The organism is Variovorax paradoxus (genome assembly GCF_009755665.1).
In the GTDB taxonomy this organism is placed as follows: Bacteria; Pseudomonadota; Gammaproteobacteria; order Burkholderiales; family Burkholderiaceae_C; genus Variovorax; species Variovorax paradoxus_G.
On record NZ_CP046622.1, the window covers coordinates 2,954,466 to 2,972,544 of the forward strand.

Genomic DNA, 18,079 nt, shown 5'->3' on the forward strand with positions numbered 1-18,079 from the left:
GCCGCCGCCCGGTGCAGCTGCTCCTAGAATCCGGCCATGCGTGCGCCGCACGGGGCGCTCCCGCACCTCGAACGCCCATGGCCATCAGGCACACACCGACACACAGCACGCGCCACACCATCGGCATCCAGCACGTCGATCAGATCCTGATCGGCGCGCGTGCGCGGGGCGCCGACGTGGATGCACTGCTGCAGCGTGCCGGCATCTCTGCAGCGCTGCTCGACGCACCGCTCTCGCGCGTTACTCAGGACCAGTTCGCGGCCCTCATCTTCGCGCTGCGGCACCGCCTGCGCGACGAGCTGTGGGGCCTGTGCAGCCAGCCGGTACCGACGGGGAGCTTTGCGCAGGCCACGCGCCTCCTCATTCGCTGCCGCACGCTCGGAGAAGCGTTGACGCTGGGCCTGCGCCACTACCGTTTGCTGCTGAGCGACTTCGTGCCGCGCCTGCATGTGCAGCAAGGCGAGGCCACCTTCGCGCTGGTGCCGCGCGTGCCGCTCACGGCATCGGTGGCCTATGCGCAGCGGGCGTTTTCTTTTCTCGCGTATGGTCTGGTCTCTTGGCTGGTTGCACGGCGTGTGCCGCTGCTACAGGTGGACTACCCGCACCAGGACGAGCGCGCCAGCGATGCGCCCGCGCTGTTCCAGGCCCCGGTGCGTTTTGGCGCAGGCTGCACCGGCTGGCGCTTCGAGGCACGCTGGCTCGAACTGCCGGTGGTGCAGAACGAGCAAAGCCTGGAGGAGTTTCTTCGCCAGGCACCGGCCAGCCTGCTGGTGAAGTACCGCGACCAGACCAGCATGACCGAGCGCATTCGCCGCATCTTGCGGCGGCAACTGGCCGATGAGCTGCCGTCGCTCGAAGCGGTCGGCAAGCAGCTGGCCGTTACGCCGCAAACACTGCGCCGCCGCCTGGCCGAAGAAGGCCAGGGCTACCGAGCCATCAAGGACGACCTGCGGCGCGATGCCGCCATCGAGTACCTCGCGCGGCCCGAGCTGAACCTGGTCGAAATCGCGCAGCGGCTCGGCTTCTCGGAGGCCAGCACCTTTCATCGTGCCTTCAAGCACTGGACCGGGGTGGCCCCGGGCGAATACCGCACCACGCGGCTGCGCGAACACTGAGCCCGCCAGGTCGGCACGCTGATCGAACGTGCCAATCCGAATCATCGGTTCGGCCATGGGCCGTACCGCATCGTCTCCCTAAACTTTCCTCATCGGTCCTGCGAAGTTCGCATGTTCGACATGACACCGGCCAGCGCCGGTGATCGCCACAGGCAGCGGCACAGCTGCCGAAAAAGACAGGAGACAGAGATGACGTATCGCGCTCTTTCCCGCCGCCAGGCCCTTGGCGCACTTGCCGCATCGGCCGCGTGCCTTGCAGCGCCGGCCGCCCTGGCCCAGCCGCCCGCCTATCCGCACAAACCCGTGACGCTGATCCTGCCCTTTCCCGCAGGCGGTGCAACCGATGCGCAGATGCGCGCCATTGCATTGGCGCTGGGCAAGGAGATCGGCCAGACGGTTGTCGTGGTGAATCAGCCAGGCCTGGCCGGCACGCTGGCGCCCGCAGCCATGGCGCGCAGCGCCGCACCCGACGGCTACACCATCTCCGTCGTTCCGGCCACGCTCTTTCGCCTGCTGCATCTGCAGAAGGTGAACTACGACCCGGTGACCGACTTCACCTACATCATCAACCTCACGGGCTACACCAACGGCCTTGTCGTTCGCGACGACGCGCCGTGGAAAACGCTGCAAGACCTGCTCGACGACGCCAAGCGCCGGCCGGGGCAGATCAGCTACAGCTCGACCGGCGTGGGCAGCGGCGGCCACATTGCAATGGAACGCCTGTCGCGCGCCACGGGCGTGAAGCTCAACTTCATTCCGTTCAAGGGCATGGCCGAGGAAACCAGCGCGCTGCTCGGCGGGCACATCGACGTCATTTCAGATCCCGGTTGGGGCGCGCTGGTCGAAAGCGGCAAGGCCCGCGTGCTCGCCACCCTGGGCGACAAGCGCCTGAAGCGCTGGCCGCAAGTGCCCACGCTGAAAGAAATGGGCCACGACATCACCGTCAATTCGCCGGTCGGCATCGTCGGGCCCAAGGGCATGGACCCGGCCGTGGTGAAGACGCTGCACGACGCATTCCATCGCGCGATGAAAGACCCCACCTATCAGCGCGCGCTGGAGCTCTACGACCAGCCCGACCTGTACATGTCCAGCGCGGCCTACCAGCAATACGCCGCCGAGCAGACGGCGCGCGAGAAGACCTTCATCGAACAGCTCGGCATCAAGCTGCAATAGCCGGGCTCCCCTTTTTCCATCCCGCCATCCAGGAAAGACCATGAAACGCAAAGTCATCGTTGCCGGCGTCGGCATGATTCCCTTCAGCAAGCCGGGCAAGAGCGAGCCCTACCTCGTGATGGGCGAGCGCGCCGCGCGCCTTGCGCTCGACGATGCACGCGTGCCGTATGCCGAAGTGCAGCAGGCCTACGTGAGCTATGTGTATGGCGACTCGACGGCCGGCCAGGCCGCCATCTACCGTGTCGGCCTCACAGGCGTGCCGGTGTTCAACCTCAACAATAATTGCTCCAGCGGATCGAGCGCGCTCTTCCTGGCGCGGCAGGCCGTCGAGAGCGGCATGGTCGAATGCGCGCTCGCGCTCGGCTTCGAGCAGATGGTGCCGGGCGCGCTGAAGGGCGCCTACGACGACCGCCCCTCGCCGATGGCGCGCTTTGCCGAAGAGATGACTGCCCTGCAGGGCTTCGACCCCGCCGCGCCGCGCGCCGCGCAATTCTTCGGCGGCGCCGGGCGCGACTACATGAAGGAACACGGCATCCGCGCCGACACCTTCGGCCGCATCTCCGTCAAGGCGCGCCAGCATGCGGCGCGCAACCCGATGGCGGTGTTTCGCGACACGGTCACGCTCGACGAGGTGATGGCCGCGCCGACGGTGTTCGAGCCCATGACGCGGCTGCAGTGCTGCCCGCCAACCTGCGGCGCGGCCGCGGCGGTGGTGTGCTCGGAAGACTTTGCGCGGCGCCACGGCATCGACACCACAGTTTCGATTGCCGCGCAAGCGATGACAACCGACACGCCCAGCACCTTCGACTCACACGACATGCGCAAGGTGGTCGGCTACGACATGACGGTGGCCGCCGCACGCCAGGTGTACGAGGCAGCCGGCATCGGCCCCGAAGACATCGACGTGGTGGAGCTGCACGACTGCTTCACCGCCAACGAGCTCATCACCTACGAAGGGCTCGGCCTCACGCCCGAAGGCACGGCGGAGAAGTTCATTCTTGAAGGCGACAACACCTATGGCGGCCGCGTGGTCACCAACCCTTCCGGCGGGTTGCTCTCGAAGGGGCACCCCCTGGGCGCGACCGGACTGGCCCAGTGCGCCGAACTCACCTGGCAGCTGCGCGGCCAGGCCGACCAGCGGCAGGTGGAAGGCGCGCGCCTCGCGCTGCAGCACAACCTGGGGCTGGGCGGCGCCTGCGTGGTCACGCTGTACCAGCGCGCTTGAGGGGGCAGCCGCATGATCGACCGTAGCTTCATCGGCCACACCCTCCCCGCCTTCGATGTGCGCGTGGAGGCCGGCCGGCTGCGCTTCTTCGCCAAGGCCACGGGCCAAACCGACCCACTGTATGTCGACGAAGAAGCTGCGCGCGCCGCGGGCCTGCCCGGCTTGCTCGTGCCGCCCACTTTCCTGTTCTGCCTGGAAATGGATGCGCCCGATCCGGCCGCCATCCGCAATCTGCTGGGCATGGACTACCGGAAGCTCCTGCACGGCGAGCAGCAGTTCACGTACCACGCACCCGCGCATGCCGGCGACACGCTGCGCTTCGAGCAGCGCATCGAAGACATCTACGACAAGAAAGGCGGCGCGCTGGAGTTCGTGGTGCGCCGCACGCAGGTGCACAACCAGAACGATGCGCGTGTGGCCGAACTGCGCACCGTGACCGTTTTGCGCAACGCCTGAACGGGTTTGAACCGCATCCCATGACTTCAACAACCTCGCACATTCCCCGGTTCGACAGCCTGCAGGTCGGCGACACGCTGCCCGCGCTGGAGCTCGAACCCGTCTCGCGCCTCATGCTCGCGCTGTACTGCGGCGCGTCGGGCGACCACAACCCGATTCATGTCGACATCGACTTTGCGCGCAGCGCCGGTCAGGCTGACGTGTTCGCCCACGGCATGCTGTCGATGGCCTGGCTCGGCCGGCTGCTGACCAACTGGGTGCCGCCCTCGGCGCTGCGCAGCTACGGCGTGCGCTTTGCGGCCATCACGCATGTGGGCGACCGCGTGCGCTGCGAAGGCCGTGTGACGGAGAAGTTCGAGGCGGGCGGCGAGCGGCGCGTGAGGCTCGAGCTCTCTACCGTCGACCAGGACGGACAGGTCAAGCTCACGGGCGACGCCGTGGTGGCCCTGCCCTGATCTCTTCATCTTCTCGAACCCACTCCATGAACAAGTTGAACAAGTTGCACGACAAGGTCGCCCTCGTGTCGGGCTCGGGCCGCGGCATCGGCCGCAGCATCGCACTCAAGCTCGCGAGCGAAGGCGCTCGCGTGGTGGTCAACGATCTCGACGAAGCTCCGGCCGCTGAAACGGTGGCTGCCATCCGCGAGGCCGGTGGGCAGGCCGTGGCCTGCATCGGAAGCGTGACGCAGCCCGACTTCGGCGCGCGCTTTGTCGGCACCGCAATAGAGACCTACGGCGGGTTGGACATCATCGTCAACAACGCCGGCTACACCTGGGACAACGTGATCCAGAAGATGAGCGACGAGCAGTGGGAAGACATCCTCGCCGTGCACCTGACCGCGCCCTTCCGCATCCTGCGCGCCGCGGCCGATTTCATTCGCGAAGCGTCGAAGCGCGAGGCCGAGGCCGGCACGCCGGTGCTGCGCAAGGTGGTGAACATCTCGTCGACCTCGGGGGTCTACGGCAATGCGGGGCAAGCCAACTACGCGGCGGCCAAGTCGGGCATCAACGGCCTGACAAAGGCGCTTGCAAAGGAATGGGGCCGCTACAAGGTCAACGTGAACAGCGTGGCCTTCGGCCTCATCAAGACGCGGCTGACCGAGGCGGACGCCAATGCCGACGCCAGCATCGACATCGACGGGCGCCAGATCAAGGTCGGCGTCAACCCGCAGATCCTGAAGAACGCCGAATCGCTCATTCCGCTGGGCCGCGGCGGCACGGCCGAAGAAGCGGCGGGCGCCGTCTACCTGTTCTGCATTCCCGAGTCGGACTACGTCAGCGGACAAGTGCTGGTCTGCGGCGGCGGCCGCCCCTGAGCCGGAGCCGAGAGCAATGCCCTTGCCCACTGCCGCCCGCTCCTGGATGGACGCCGAGCTGTCCATGCTGGCCGAAACCGCGCGCCGGTTCTTCGAAACGGAGTGCGTGCCGCGCCAGGAGGAATGGGCGCGGCAGCACCACCCCGACCGCGCCATCTGGCGCCGCGCGGGCGAGCTCGGCCTGCTGTGCCCCGGCATTCCGGAAGCCTACGGCGGTGGTGGCGGCGGCGTGCTGCACGAGGCGGTCATCTGCGAAGAGCAAGGCCGTGCGCTGGTCAACAGCTTCAGCCTCAACGTGCACAGCGGCATCCTCGCGCACTACCTGCTGGGCTACGGCTCCGAAGAGCAAAAGCTGCGCTGGCTGCCGAAGATGGCCAGCGGGGACATGGTCGGCGCCATCGCCATGACGGAACCCGGCGCGGGCACCGACCTGCAGCGCATCAAGACCTCGGCGCGGCTGGACGGCGACTGCTACGTGCTGAACGGGGCCAAGACCTTCATCACCAACGGCCTGCATGCCGACCTGGTGTGCGTGGCGGTAAAGACCGACCCGACGCTCGGCGCCAAGGGGGTTTCGCTCTTGATGGTGGAAACAGCCGACCTGCAGGGCTTCCGGCGCGGCAAGCTGCTCGAGAAGGTCGGGCAGCGCGGCCAGGACACGGTCGAGCTGTTTTTCGACGACGTGCGCGTACCGGCGTGGAACCTGCTCGGCGACACCGAAGGCCGCGGCTTCGTGCAGCTCATGCAGCAGTTGCCACGCGAGCGGCTGCTTATTGCAGTCGGCGCTGCCGCCACCATGCAGCGCGCGGTCGACGACACCGTGGCCTACGCCACGCAGCGACAGATCTTCGGCGACACGCTGATGAGCCTGCAGAACACCCGTTTTCGGCTGGCCGAATGCCAGACGCAGGCCGCCATTGCGCGCAGCTTTGTCGACGATTGCATGGCGCGCCTGCTGCGCGGCGAGCTCGACGCCGCGACCGCCGCCATGGCCAAGTGGTGGACCACCGACGCACTGTGCCGCGTGGCAGACGAATGCGTGCAGATCCACGGGGGCTACGGCTACATGACCGAATACCCGATTGCACGCATCTGGGCCGACGCGCGCGTAGGCCGCATCTACGGCGGTTCGAACGAGGTGATGAAGGAAATCATCGCCCGCGCGATCGAGCCCTGACCTCGAAGCCATGCAGCAAGAACCGGTTCCGCCGCTCATGACCGACCGCCCCGCCGCCGCCGAAACCCTGCCGCCGCACTGGCCGCGCGGGCTGCCCGCGCGCATCCACGTGCCGCGCATCACGCTCTGGCAGCAGATCGAATCGGCGGCGCTGCGCTTTCCGGACAAGCCTGCCATCTTCTTCTGCGAGAACGCCGTCACCTATGCCGCGCTGCGCGACCAGGCCGTGCGGCTGGCCGGGCACCTGCAGCAACACGGCGTGAACCGCGGCGACCGGGTGCTGCTGCTGAGCCAGAACTGCCCGCAGTTCGTCGTCGCGTTCCATGCCATCGTGCGCGCGGGCGGCGTGGTGGTGCCCATCAATGCCATGAGCACCGCGACCGAGGTGTCGCACTACCTGGCCGACAGCGGCGCGCGCGTGGTCTGCGTGGCGCAAGAACTGCTCGCGGCGGTGGCTCCGGCGCTGCAGGACGGACGGCTCGCACACGCCGTCGTGCACACCTATTCGGATGCCTTGCTGAATCTGCCCACGCAGCCGGTGCCCGACACCGTGACGGCGCCCCGCATGCCGCTCGATGTGCCCCGCGCGGTGGCATGGCAAGCCGCACTGGCCGACGCGCCGCCGCCGCATGAGGTGGACGTGCAGCCCACCGACCTCTGCCTGCTGCCCTACACCTCGGGCACCACGGGCCACCCCAAGGGCTGCATGCACACGCACCGCACGGTGCTGGCTTCCACATACGGCGCCGCCCTGTGGCGCGGCCTGCATGCCGAGGCTGTGGTGCTCGCGGTGGCGCCGCTCTTTCACATGCTCGGGCTGCAGAACGCCATGCTGATGCCGCTTTCGCAAGGCGCGACCGTCGTGATGCTGCCGCGCTGGGATGTGGCGGCCGCAGGCCGCGCCATCGAACGCTACCGCGTCACCACCTGGGCCGCACCGCCCGCCATGCTGAACGACTTCTTCGCCCACCCCGAGACTGCGCAACGCGACCTGCGCAGCCTCAGCATGCTCAACGGCGGCGGCGCACCGATGCCGCAGGCCGTTGCCACGCTGCTGCGGGAGCGCTTCGGCATTTCGTACGTGGAAGGCTACGGCCTCACCGAGACGGCCTCGTTCCTGCACGGCAATCCGCCGGGCAACGGCAAGACGCTGTCGCTGGGCCTGCCGGCCTTCGGCGTCGATTCGCGCATCGTCGATCCGGTCACGCTGGCGCCGCTGCCCGACGGCGAAGTCGGCGAACTGGTCACGCACGGCGAGCAGCTCATGCTCGGCTACTGGAACAACCCAGAGGCCAATACGGCCGCCTTTTTCGAGCGCGACGGCAAGCGCTTCTTTCGCACGGGCGACCTCGCCTGCCGCGACGCGGACGGCTTCTTCTTCATGCGCGAACGGCTCAAACGCATGATCAATGTCAGTGGCTTCAAGGTGTGGCCGGCCGAGGTGGAAGGCCTTCTTCACCAGCACCCGGCCGTGCACGAGGCCTGCGTGGTGGCCGTGCCGGACGCCCGCCAGGGTGAGTCGGTGCGGGCGCTGGTGGTGTGCAGGCCCGGCGCGCAGGTTGATGCTGAAGGCATCGCCGCGTGGTGCCGCGAGCGGCTTTCGGCCTACAAGGTGCCGCGAAGCGTGGTGTTCCGCAACGCCCTTCCCAAGTCCGAGACCGGCAAGGTGCAGTGGCGGCTGTTGCAGGAAGAAGCCATTGCCGAAGCCGAACGCGCCACGCATTGACGAAAACAAAGGAGACAAGCATGCAGACCTCATCTTTTTCTTCCGCTCCTCCGGGCCTGACACGCCGGGCACTCGGCGCCGGTGCGCTTGCTGCAGTCGGTGCCGCGGCACTCGGGCGGCACACCGCGGCGCTGGCGGCGGAGTTTCCGTCCAAGCCCATCACCGTCATCCTCCCGTTTCCGCCGGGCGGCATGCTCGACGCGGTGGTGCGCGCCATGCTGGATGCCGCCTCGCAGGAGATCGGCCAGCCTTTCGTGCTGACGCACAGGGCGGGCGCAGGCGGCGTCACGGGCACGGCCAGCCTCACCACCATGGGCGAGGCCGACGGCTACACGCTGGCCGTGATGCACAACACCGTCATCCGCCAGCCGCACATGATCAAGGTGCCGTGGGACCCGCGCACCGACTTCAGCTACGTGATCGGCATGGCCGGCCTGGCCACGGGCATTGCCGTGGCGACCGATGCGCCCTGGAAGAGCCTGGCGGACCTGCTGGCCGACGCGAAGAAGCGCCCGGGCGAAATCAGCTGGGGCAACGTCGGCAGCACCAGCATCAACCGAATCTATGCCGAGCGTCTGGCGCGCGCAGCGGGCGTCAAGTTCAACTTCATTCCGTTCAAGGGCGGCAACGAGCAGCTCACCGCCCTCATCGGCCGCCACCTCGACGTGTCGGGCGACCCGGGCTTCGGCGCCATGGCAATGGGCGGCAAGGTGCGCGTGCTCGCCACCTTCACCGAAGAGCGGCTGAAGCGCTGGCCCGCGGTACCGACCGTGAAGGAACAGGGCTACGACCTGGTGATCCAGTCGCCTTTCGGGCTGGTGGCGCCGAAGAACCTCGACCCGAAGATTTCCGCCCGCTTGCAGACGGCCCTGCGCAAGGGCATGGAAGACCCGACCTACCAGCGCCTCCTGAGCGACTTCGATCTTGCGGCGTGGCCGATGGACAGCGCGGCATTCCGCGCCTACGCACAAGCCCAGTACACACGCGAGAAGCAGATGCTCGACGAAGTCGGCTTCAAACCCGAATGAACCTCGTGCAGATGAACGAAACCCTTAGCGAACCGAAATCGACGGCACGCCCCGTGGCGGGACCGGAGCGCCATGTGCCCTTTCTCGAGCTGCTGGCCGCCCGCCGCGACTTTGCGGCGGACGGCAAGGCGGTCGTCTCGCTCGAGCTGCGTCCCGAGCTGTGCAACAACCACGGCGGCGGCCATGGCGGCGTGGTCATGACGCTGCTCGACAGCGCCATGGCGCACGCCGCGCTCAGCCGCATCGACTACAGCCGCGAAGTGGTGACCATCGACATGCACATCGGCTTCATGCGTCCTGCGGCGGGCCGGCTGGTGGCCACCGGCCGCGCGACGGGCGGCGGGCGCTCGGTGTGCTTTTGCGAGGCCGAGCTGGTCGACGGCAGCGGCACGGTGGTGGCCAAGGCCATGGGCACCTTCCGCTACCGCGCGCCGGCCGATGCACCAACGGCCAGCGGCGTGCCTCGCCCCAACTGAACCCACGCAGCTGGAGACACACATGTACCTGACACAGGGCCTGCACCGCGCCGTGCAGCGCCACCCCCACAAGACGGCCCTCCGCCATGTGACGGAAGACTCGGAGCGCTCGCTCGACTTTGCAGAGCTGCTGGACACGGTGGCGCGCCACGCGGCCGCCATGCAGGCAAGAGGCATACAGCCCGGCGACCGCGTGGCGCTGCTGGCGCCGAACAGCGACCGCCTCATCGTGGCGCTGTGGGCCTGCTGGTGGCTGGGCGCCGTGGCATGCCCGCTGAACACGCGCTGGAGCGTTCCCGAGTTGCGCTTCGCACTGGCCGATGCGGGCGCCTTGCTTCTTGTCAGCGATGAGGCGTTGAGCGAAACCGCCGCACCGCTGGGCGACCTGGCACCGGTGATTTCATTCAGCGCGCTGGCTGAAGAGGCTGCGGGCTGCGCCCCGCTGCCCGACAGCCGCACGGCTGGCGACGCGCTGTGCACCCTGCTCTACACCGGCGGCACCACCGGGCGCTCGAAGGGCGTGATGCTCTCGCATGCCAATTTCTGGACGGCATCGATGACGCGCGCTGCCGAGCTGCCGAACGCGCCCGACAGCGTGTCGCTGCTGGTGGCCCCGTTGTTCCATGTGGCCGGCATGGGGCGGCTGGTCGGCCAGTCGATGGTCGGCGGCACCTGCCTCACGATGCCGAGCTTTCGCCCGGAGCCGGTGCTCGCCGCCATCGAGCGCCACGGCATCACCGACACCGTGATGGTGCCGAGCATGCTGCAGAGCGTGCTCGACTGGCCGCGTTTCGACCCGGCGCGCGCGCAGTCGCTCAACCGCATTGCATTCGGCGCGGCGCCCATGCCGCCCGACCTCCTCGACCGCGCCCTCCTGGCCTGGCCCGAGGCGGAGTTCTTCCAGGCCTACGGACTCACCGAAACCGCCGGCGCCGTCTGCATCAACCCGCCGCAGAACCACCACGGCGAGGCGCGCCTGGCGGACCGTTGGCGCTCCGTCGGTCGCTCCGGGCTGGGCGCAGAGATCCGCATCGTCGACGAATCGGGCGCCGAGCTGCCGCGCGGGTCGGTCGGAGAAATCGTGGTGCGCGGCCCCATGGTCACGCGCGGCTACTGGAACCTGCCGGAGACCACCCAGCAGGCGTTCCGCGAGGGCTGGTTCCGCACCGGCGATGCCGCGCGCATGGACGAGGACGGCTACATCTTCATTGCCGACCGGCTGAAGGACATGATCATCTCGGGCGGCGAAAACGTCTATTCCGGCGAGGTCGAGGCGGCGCTGCGCAGCCATCCGGCGGTGTCCGACGCCGCGGTGATCGGCGTGCCCGACACGCGCTGGGGCGAAGCGGTGCATGCGGTGGTCGTGGTACGCCAGGGGCATCCCGCGGCCGAAGCGGCGAGCGATGCCATTGCCGCTGAACTCATCGCCGAACTCACGGCGTGGTGCCGCCGCGAACTGGCCGGCTACAAGTGCCCGCGCAGCATCGCCTTTGCCAGGGAGCTGCCGATAAGCGCCGCCGGCAAGGTGCTCAAGACCGCCTTGCGCGCCGCCTATGTCCGCTGAGATGTCCGCAGGGATGGCCGATCAGATGGACCGACGCAACGCCTACGCGCGCGTGCCCTTCACGCGGATGATGGGTGTGGAGCGCGCCTACTCGGAAGGCGGCCGGGCGCGGCTTTTGATCGATGCGCGGCCCGAGCTGCAGAACGTGATCGGCGCCGTGCATGGCGGCGTGATCCTCACCATGCTCGACGTGGTGATGGCGAGCGCAGCGGTTTCGCTGGTCGACTTCACCAAGACCGCCGTCACGTTGAACCTGAACACCAGCTTCCTGCGGCCCGGCCTCGGCCGCATCGTGGCCGACGGCATTGCGCTGGACACCAACGACGGCGTCGTTTCGTGCGCAGCCGAAGCGCGCGACGCCAGCGGCGAACTGGTGGCCAGCGCGCTCGGATCGTTTCGCTATCTGCCGCTGCCGCCGTCGGAAAACTGAGTGCAGCGGCGTCTTTCTTCATTCACACATCGCCCATGACCGAATACGCAGAAGCTTCTCTCGCACCGCCGCCCGAAGCGGCTTTCGACTTCCGGGGCCGAACGGTTTTCGTCGCCGGCGGAAGCAGCGGCATCAACCTGTCGATTGCCGAGGCCTTCGCCCGGCGCGGTGCCCGCGTGGGCATTGCCAGCCGCTCGCCCGAACGCGTGGCCGCCGCCGTCGTGCGCCTGCGCAGCCATGGCGGCCGCGCCGAGGGCTGGAGCGCCGATGTGCGCGATGCGGAGAGCATCGGCGCCGCGCTGGCCGCGGCGCACGAGGCCTTCGGCCCCATCGATGTGCTGGTGTCAGGTGCCGCCGGCAACTTCGTGGCGCCGGCCCTGGGCATGTCGAGCAAGGGCTTTCGAACCGTGGTCGACATCGACCTCGTGGGCACCTTCAACGTGCTGCGCGGGGCGCATGAGTTCTTGCGGCGGCCGGGTGCATCGATCATCAACATCTCTGCGCCGCAGGCGGCCAACCCCACGCCCTACCAGGCGCACGTGTGCGCCGCCAAGGCGGGTGTCGACATGCTCACGCGCGTGCTGGCCATGGAATGGGGTACCGACGGCGTGCGCGTCAATTCGATCGTGCCCGGCCCCATCGGCGACACCGAAGGCGTGCGCAGGCTGGCTCCTGGCCCAGAGGCGCTCGCGGCCATGGCCGCCTCCATTCCGCTCGGCCGCTTCGGCCGCACCGAAGACGTCGCGCTGATGGCGCTGATGCTGAGCTCGCCCTGGTCGAGCTTCGTCACGGGAGCCGTCATTCCGGTGGACGGCGGCAGTTCGCTGGCAGGTGGACGCGACCTGAGTTCCGCGCTCAAGCCGGCGGCCTGATCCGACATTCGCTCCTTCAACACCATGATCACACCCGAAGCTTCCCCTGCCTACGAGCGCATCCGCTTCGAAACCGAGGGCTCGACGGCCGTACTGACGCTCGACGACCCCGCCACCCGCAACGCGCTCGGCCCGGCCATGCGCGAAGAAGTGGCCGACGCGGTACAGCGTGTTCGACGCGACCGTGGCGTGCGTGCGCTCGTCATCACCGGTGCCGGCGGGCACTTCTGCTCCGGCGGCGACCTGCGCAGCATTGCGAGCGCGGGGCTGGACAACCAGGGCTGGCGCGAACGCCTGCACGACCTGCACGGCTGGCTGCGCGACCTCATCACGCTCGACCGCCCCGTGGTTGCCGCGGTCGATGGTGCGGCCTTCGGAGCCGGCTTCGGCTTGGCCATGGCCGCCGACTTCGTGATTGCCACGCCGCGCGCGCGCCTGTGCGTGTCCTTCATCAAGATCGGCCTCGTGCCCGACTGCGGCACCTTCTATACCCTGCCGCGCATCGTCGGTGCGCAACGCGCCAAGGAGCTGATGCTCTCGGGACGCGAGGTCGGCGGCGAAGAAGCGCTGCGCCTGGGCCTGGCCATGGAGTTGCAGGCGCCCGAGCAATTGCTGCCCCGCGCACGCGCGCTGGCCGACAGCTTTGCAGGCGCATCGCCCTCGGCGGTAAGCCTCATCAAGCGCAGCCTCGCTGCTTCCGACGACCTGGACACCCGGCTCGAACTGGAGGCCAGCGCGCAGGCGCTCGCCATGGGAACCAAGGGCCACCGCGAGGCCGTGACGGACTTCCTCGCCAAGCGCGCGCCGCGCTTCCAGTGGCCGGGCTGAACGGCAGCTAAGGCAGGTTCTCGCGAAAGATCACCTGGCTGCGGGTGGTTTCCACCCCGCTGAGCGCTTCACGCCCGTCGCGCAGGTTGGCAAAGATGCGCACGCAGTTCATGAGCGTGGTGTGCGGGCTTTGGGTAATTACCGCGTCCATGCTGCCGTCGATCAGCAGCGTGCGCGTGTCGGGCGTGAGGCCGTGCCCGATGAAGACCACCTTCTGTTCGCGCCCGGCCTCCTTCAGTGCACGCGCCACGCCATCGGATGCGCCGCCAATGTTGTAGATGCCGCCCATGTCGGGGTATTGCTCCAGCAATGCGCGGGTCTGGCGGTAGTTCTTGCCGGCGTCGTCCTGCCCTTCGCGCAGGCCCACCACCTCGAGCCGGGGAAACATCTCTTCGATCACGTGCAAGAAGCCGGCTTCGCGCTCTTCGTGGGCCTTGTAGCTCAGGCTGCCCGCGATGAGCGCAACCTTTGCGGCGCGCGCGCCGATGAACCGCCCGATGAGATAGCCCGCAGTGCGCCCGGCGGCGCGATTGTCCAAGCCCACGAAGGCGGCGCGTTCGGAGTTCGACAGGTCTGAAATGAGCGTGACCACCGGCAGCCCACGCGCGGCGAGCGCCGCCACCGCCTCGCGCACCGCGGGGTGTTCCAGCGCCATCATCGCAATGCCGTCGCAACGCTGGCCGTGGCGCCGCAGCGCATCGGCCAGTTCATGCGGATTGAAGCTCTCGATGAACACCGTGCGGCACTGCACGTTGAACGGCGCCCAGTGCTCCTGCGAATAGCCCACCATGTCGCCAAGCATGCGAATGAAGCGGTTGGTGCCGGCCGGCAGCAGGAACACCAGCCTGAGCGGCGGCGGCGTGAGCGCGGCATAGAGCTCGGGGCCAGGCAGGTAGTCGAGCTCTCCGGCGGCCTTGAGCACGCGCTGCACCGTGGCGTCGCGCACGCCGGGCCTGCGGTTGAGCACCCGGTCGACGGTGGCGGTCGACACCTTTGCGGCGCGGGCAATGTCCACCACGCGGGCACGGGGCGCATCGGTTGAAGGGTTATCCCGCATACATCAAAAACCATCAGGATCGAGTTTGACCCGGATCATGCATGCTTTTATCTTCGCTGTGGCTCGAATCCAATGGTGCATCAGATTGCATCAACCGCATTCCGAAGATCCTGGAGACAAAAGACATGACATCGCTGACCCGCCGCAGTGCCTTGCGCACGCTTTCCGCCCTCCCCGCCGCCGGCATCGTGTCGGCCCTGCCGCGCATTGCCCGCGCGGCCGAGTTCTCGTACAAGTACGGCAACAACCTGCCGCTGACGCACCCGCTCAACATTCGCGCGCAAGAGGCGGCCGACCGCATTGCCAAGGAAACCAACGGCCGGGTCGAGATCAAGATCTTTCCCAACAACCAGCTCGGCGGTGACACCGACATGCTGGCGCAGGTGCGCTCGGGCGGCATCGAGTTCTTCACGCCTTCTGCGCTCGTCATTGCCACGCTGGTGCCGGTGGCGGCCATCAACGCGGTGGGCTTTGCGTTCAGCGACTACAACCAGGTGTGGGGCGCCATGGACGGCAAGCTCGGCGCCCACGTGCGCGGCGCCATTGCCAAGTCGCGCCTCTACGCCTTCGAGAAGATGTGGGACAACGGCTTTCGCCAAACCACCAGCAGCAAGGCCGCGGTCTCCAACGCGAAGGATATGGACGGGCTGAAGATCCGCGTGCCGGTGAGCCCGCTGTCGATCTCGATGTTCAAGGGCCTGGGTGCCGCGCCGGCAAGCCTGCAGTTCAGCGAGGTCTACTCCGCGCTGCAGACCAAGATCGTCGATGCGCAGGAAAACCCGCTACCCATCATCCAGGTGGCCAAGCTCTTCGAGGTGCAGAAGTTCTGCTCGCTCACCAACCACATCTGGGACGGCTACTGGTTCGTTGCCAACGGCCGGGCCTGGGACGCCCTGCCCGCCGACCTCAAGACCATCGTGGCGCGCGCCATCAACGACGCCGGCATGCAGCAGCGCGAAGACATCAAGAAGCTCAACGAATCGGTGGTCGGCGACCTTCAGGCCAAGGGCCTCACCATCAACCGCCCCACTGCCGACAGCTTTCGCGCCAAGCTGCGCGAATCGGGCTTCTACGGTGAATGGAAGGGCCGCTTCGGCCCCGAGGCGTGGGCGCTGCTCGAAGGCGCCGTCGGCAAGCTGGCCTGACACCCATGGTGCATGAATCGACTTTCGAGGCGGCGCCCCTCCTGCACGCAGACGCGAGCGCCGGCCCGTCGGCCAACCCGCTGAGCGGCATCGCCGCGCGCGCCGACCGGGTCCTCGGCGGCGCCGTTGAAGCCGTTGCCGCACTGCTGGTGCTGGCAGAAATCTGCGTGCTGTTCGCGGGCGTGGTCTCGCGCTATGTGTTCCATGCGCCGCTGGTGTGGTCGGACGAGCTCGCATCCATCCTGTTCCTGTGGCTCTCGATGCTGGGCGCGGCCGTGGCGCTGCGGCGCGGCGAACACATGCGCATGACGGCGCTGCTGCAGAAGGTGCAGCCTTCGACGCGCGCCCTGCTCGACGCCTTTGCCATTGCGGCGTCTGTCGCTTTCCTGGCGCTGATCGTCTGGCCGTCGATCGACTACGCGCATGAAGAGTCGTTCATCGTCACGCCCGCACTCGAAATCAGCAACGCATGGCGCGCGGCGGCCATTCCGGCTGGCATCGGCATCATGGTGGTGATGGCTCTGCTGCGCCTGCTGCGCGTGTGCACCGGCCGGCAGATCGCTATCGCGGTGCTCGGCATGGCCGCGCTGGTGGGTGCCTTCTGGCTCGCGGCACCGCTCTTTGCCACGCTCGGCAAGTTCAACCTGGTGATCTTCTTCGTGGTCGTGGTGGCGGCCACGGTGTTCTCGGGTGTGCCCATTGCTTTTTCATTCGCTCTGGCCACCTTCGGCTACCTGGCGCTCACCACGCGCACGCCGCTCCTGGTCATGGTGGGGCGGCTCGACGAAGGCATGTCGCACCTCATCCTGCTTGCGGTGCCGCTTTTCATCTTCCTGGGCGCACTTATCGAGATGACCGGCATGGCCCGCGCCATGATCCAGTTTCTTGCGAGCCTGCTGGGCCATGTGCGCGGGGGCCTCTCGTATGTACTGATCGGCGCGATGTACCTGGTGTCGGGCATATCGGGCTCCAAGATCGCCGACATGGCGGCCATTGCGCCCGTGCTGTTCCCGGAAATGGTGAAGCGCGGCGCCAAGCCGGGCGACCTGGTGGCGCTGCTCTCTGCCACTGGCGCGCAGACCGAGACCATTCCGCCGTCGATCGTGCTCATCACCATCGGCTCGGTCACCGGCATTTCCATTGCGGCGCTGTTCACCGGCGGGCTGCTGCCGGCCGTGGTGCTGGGCGCCGCACTGTGCGTGGTGGTGTGGTGGCGCTACCGCCGCGAAGACCTGAGCGGCGTGCAACGCCACAGCAAGCGCGAAATCGGCAAGCTGCTGCTGGTGGCCCTGCCCGCGGTGCTGCTGCCCTTCGTGATTCGCGCCGCGGTGGTCGAGGGCGTGGCAACGGCCACCGAGGTGTCGACCATCGGCATCGTCTACTCGGCGCTCGTCGGGCTCTTCGTGTACCGGCAGTTCGACTGGAAGCGGCTCAAGCCGATGCTGGTCGACACGGCCTCGCTCTCGGGCGCCATCATCTTCATTGTGGGCTGTGCCACCGCCATGGCTTGGGGTCTCACGCAGTCTGGCTTCTCGCAAGACCTGGCACGCATCATGGGTGCGCTGCCGGGCGGCACCTACGGCTTTCTGGCGGTGTCGATCGTCGCCTTCATCGTGCTGGGCAGCGTGCTCGAGGGCATTCCGGCCATCGTGCTGTTCGGGCCGCTGCTCTTTCCCATAGCCAAGGCCGCGGGGGTGCACGAGGTGCACTACGCCATGGTCGTCATTTTCGCGATGGGCATCGGCCTCTTCGCCCCGCCTTTCGGCGTGGGCTACTACGGCGCATGCGCGGTGAGCAAGGTCAACCCCGACGAAGGCATCAGGCACATCTGGGGCTACATCGCCGCGATGCTGGTGGGCCTGGTGATCGTGGCCGCGTTCCCGTGGTTCTCGACCGGTTTTCTCAAGTTCTGACACCACAACAACACACTCACATCAACGGAGCCAACCGCAATGAGTCGATTCCTCGGCGAGATTCGCCAGCTGGGCTATGTCGTGCACGACATCGAGGCCGCCATGGACTACTGGAGCACCAAGCTCGGCGTGGGCCCCTGGTTCTACAACCCCAAGGTGCCCATCAAGAACTACCGCTACAACGGCGAAGCGCATGAGCCGCACAACTCGGTTGCGCTGGCCAACTCGGGCTATGTGCAGGTAGAACTGATCCAGACGCGCAACGACGTGCCTTCGATGTACCGCGACTTCCTGCAGGCCGGCCGCACCGGGCTGCAGCACGTGGCCTACTGGACGGCCGACTACGACGCCGACCTGGCGCGCCTTACCGCGCAGGGCTTCAAGCCGGTAATGAGCGGCGAAGTGGGCGAGCGCGGCCGCTTCATCTACTTCGACACCGAATACCACCCGGGCACGGTGATCGAACTGTCCGAAGTGGCGGGGCCCAAGGGCAAGATGTTCGACCTGATCCGAAGCGCCTCCGAAGGCTGGAACGGCAGCGAACCGGTGCGCCCCTTTCCGGACCTGAGCAAGCTGTGA

General features: G+C 67.7%; 18 protein-coding genes. 17 read left to right on the forward strand and 1 reads right to left on the reverse strand.

All coding sequences use genetic code 11. The annotated features are described in order from the left end of the window. The first annotated feature begins 77 nt into the window (after window positions 1–77). The 14 genes from GOQ09_RS13645 (at window position 78) to GOQ09_RS13710 (ending at window position 13,385) form a co-directional block, all read left to right on the forward strand. Window positions 78–1,115: an AraC family transcriptional regulator gene (locus tag GOQ09_RS13645; RefSeq protein ID WP_157613891.1), complete on the forward strand. Its 1,038-nt coding sequence runs from the start codon at window positions 78–80 to the stop codon at window positions 1,113–1,115. 189 nt (window positions 1,116–1,304) lie between these two features. Continuing rightward, complete coding sequence (locus GOQ09_RS13650) at window positions 1,305–2,288, forward strand: tripartite tricarboxylate transporter substrate binding protein (RefSeq protein WP_157613892.1); 984 nt, start codon at window positions 1,305–1,307, stop codon at window positions 2,286–2,288. Window positions 2,289–2,328: 40 nt separating this feature from the next. Next, window positions 2,329–3,513, forward strand: a complete 1,185-nt coding sequence (locus tag GOQ09_RS13655; protein ID WP_157613893.1) for a lipid-transfer protein — start codon at window positions 2,329–2,331, stop codon at window positions 3,511–3,513. 12 nt (window positions 3,514–3,525) lie between these two features. Further along, complete coding sequence (locus GOQ09_RS13660) at window positions 3,526–3,969, forward strand: MaoC family dehydratase N-terminal domain-containing protein (protein WP_157613894.1); 444 nt, start codon at window positions 3,526–3,528, stop codon at window positions 3,967–3,969. A 20-nt stretch (window positions 3,970–3,989) separates the two neighbouring features. Beyond that, on the forward strand, window positions 3,990–4,424 hold the full coding sequence (locus GOQ09_RS13665; protein WP_157613895.1) for a MaoC family dehydratase: 435 nt from the start codon (window positions 3,990–3,992) through the stop codon (window positions 4,422–4,424). Window positions 4,425–4,450: 26 nt separating this feature from the next. Further along, the gene (locus GOQ09_RS13670) at window positions 4,451–5,284 is read left to right on the forward strand and encodes an SDR family NAD(P)-dependent oxidoreductase (protein WP_157613896.1); all 834 of its coding nucleotides are present in this window, start codon (window positions 4,451–4,453) and stop codon (window positions 5,282–5,284) included. A 16-nt stretch (window positions 5,285–5,300) separates the two neighbouring features. Then, a complete protein-coding gene (locus GOQ09_RS13675) occupies window positions 5,301–6,461 on the forward strand; it encodes an acyl-CoA dehydrogenase family protein (RefSeq protein WP_157613897.1) in 1,161 nt (386 codons plus the stop codon). Window positions 6,462–6,471: 10 nt separating this feature from the next. Then, window positions 6,472–8,187 carry a long-chain-fatty-acid--CoA ligase gene (locus GOQ09_RS13680; RefSeq protein WP_242630834.1) on the forward strand — a complete coding sequence of 572 codons (1,716 nt, stop codon included), beginning with the start codon at window positions 6,472–6,474 and terminating at the stop codon, window positions 8,185–8,187. Between the two features lie 20 nt (window positions 8,188–8,207). Further along, window positions 8,208–9,215, forward strand: a complete 1,008-nt coding sequence (locus GOQ09_RS13685; protein WP_157613898.1) for a tripartite tricarboxylate transporter substrate binding protein — start codon at window positions 8,208–8,210, stop codon at window positions 9,213–9,215. Window positions 9,216–9,226: 11 nt separating this feature from the next. Next, window positions 9,227–9,691 (forward strand): PaaI family thioesterase, encoded by a 465-nt coding sequence (locus GOQ09_RS13690; protein ID WP_157613899.1) that lies wholly within the window; start codon window positions 9,227–9,229, stop codon window positions 9,689–9,691. 22 nt (window positions 9,692–9,713) lie between these two features. After that, window positions 9,714–11,255, forward strand: a complete 1,542-nt coding sequence (locus GOQ09_RS13695; protein ID WP_157613900.1) for a class I adenylate-forming enzyme family protein — start codon at window positions 9,714–9,716, stop codon at window positions 11,253–11,255. A gap of 25 nt (window positions 11,256–11,280) precedes the next feature. Next, the gene (locus GOQ09_RS13700; RefSeq protein WP_242630835.1) at window positions 11,281–11,685 is read left to right on the forward strand and encodes a PaaI family thioesterase; all 405 of its coding nucleotides are present in this window, start codon (window positions 11,281–11,283) and stop codon (window positions 11,683–11,685) included. A 35-nt stretch (window positions 11,686–11,720) separates the two neighbouring features. Then, a complete protein-coding gene (locus GOQ09_RS13705; protein ID WP_157613902.1) occupies window positions 11,721–12,557 on the forward strand; it encodes an SDR family oxidoreductase in 837 nt (278 codons plus the stop codon). A gap of 24 nt (window positions 12,558–12,581) precedes the next feature. Continuing rightward, complete coding sequence (locus GOQ09_RS13710) at window positions 12,582–13,385, forward strand: enoyl-CoA hydratase/isomerase family protein (protein ID WP_157613903.1); 804 nt, start codon at window positions 12,582–12,584, stop codon at window positions 13,383–13,385. Between the two features lie 7 nt (window positions 13,386–13,392). Here the strand turns inward: GOQ09_RS13710 and GOQ09_RS13715 are convergent, their stop codons facing one another. After that, window positions 13,393–14,442 carry a LacI family DNA-binding transcriptional regulator gene (locus tag GOQ09_RS13715; protein WP_157613904.1) on the reverse strand — a complete coding sequence of 350 codons (1,050 nt, stop codon included), beginning with the start codon at window positions 14,440–14,442 and terminating at the stop codon, window positions 13,393–13,395. Window positions 14,443–14,567: 125 nt separating this feature from the next. On the opposite strand from GOQ09_RS13715, the gene GOQ09_RS13720 reads away from it, so the two are divergent. Genes GOQ09_RS13720 through GOQ09_RS13730 form a run of 3 tightly spaced genes read left to right on the forward strand, consistent with a single transcriptional unit; the run spans window position 14,568 to window position 18,079 of the window. Next, window positions 14,568–15,587, forward strand: a complete 1,020-nt coding sequence (locus tag GOQ09_RS13720) for a TRAP transporter substrate-binding protein (protein ID WP_157613905.1) — start codon at window positions 14,568–14,570, stop codon at window positions 15,585–15,587. Window positions 15,588–15,592: 5 nt separating this feature from the next. Beyond that, window positions 15,593–17,500 carry a TRAP transporter large permease subunit gene (locus GOQ09_RS13725; RefSeq protein WP_157613906.1) on the forward strand — a complete coding sequence of 636 codons (1,908 nt, stop codon included), beginning with the start codon at window positions 15,593–15,595 and terminating at the stop codon, window positions 17,498–17,500. A 39-nt stretch (window positions 17,501–17,539) separates the two neighbouring features. After that, window positions 17,540–18,079 (forward strand): VOC family protein, encoded by a 540-nt coding sequence (locus tag GOQ09_RS13730; protein ID WP_157613907.1) that lies wholly within the window; start codon window positions 17,540–17,542, stop codon window positions 18,077–18,079.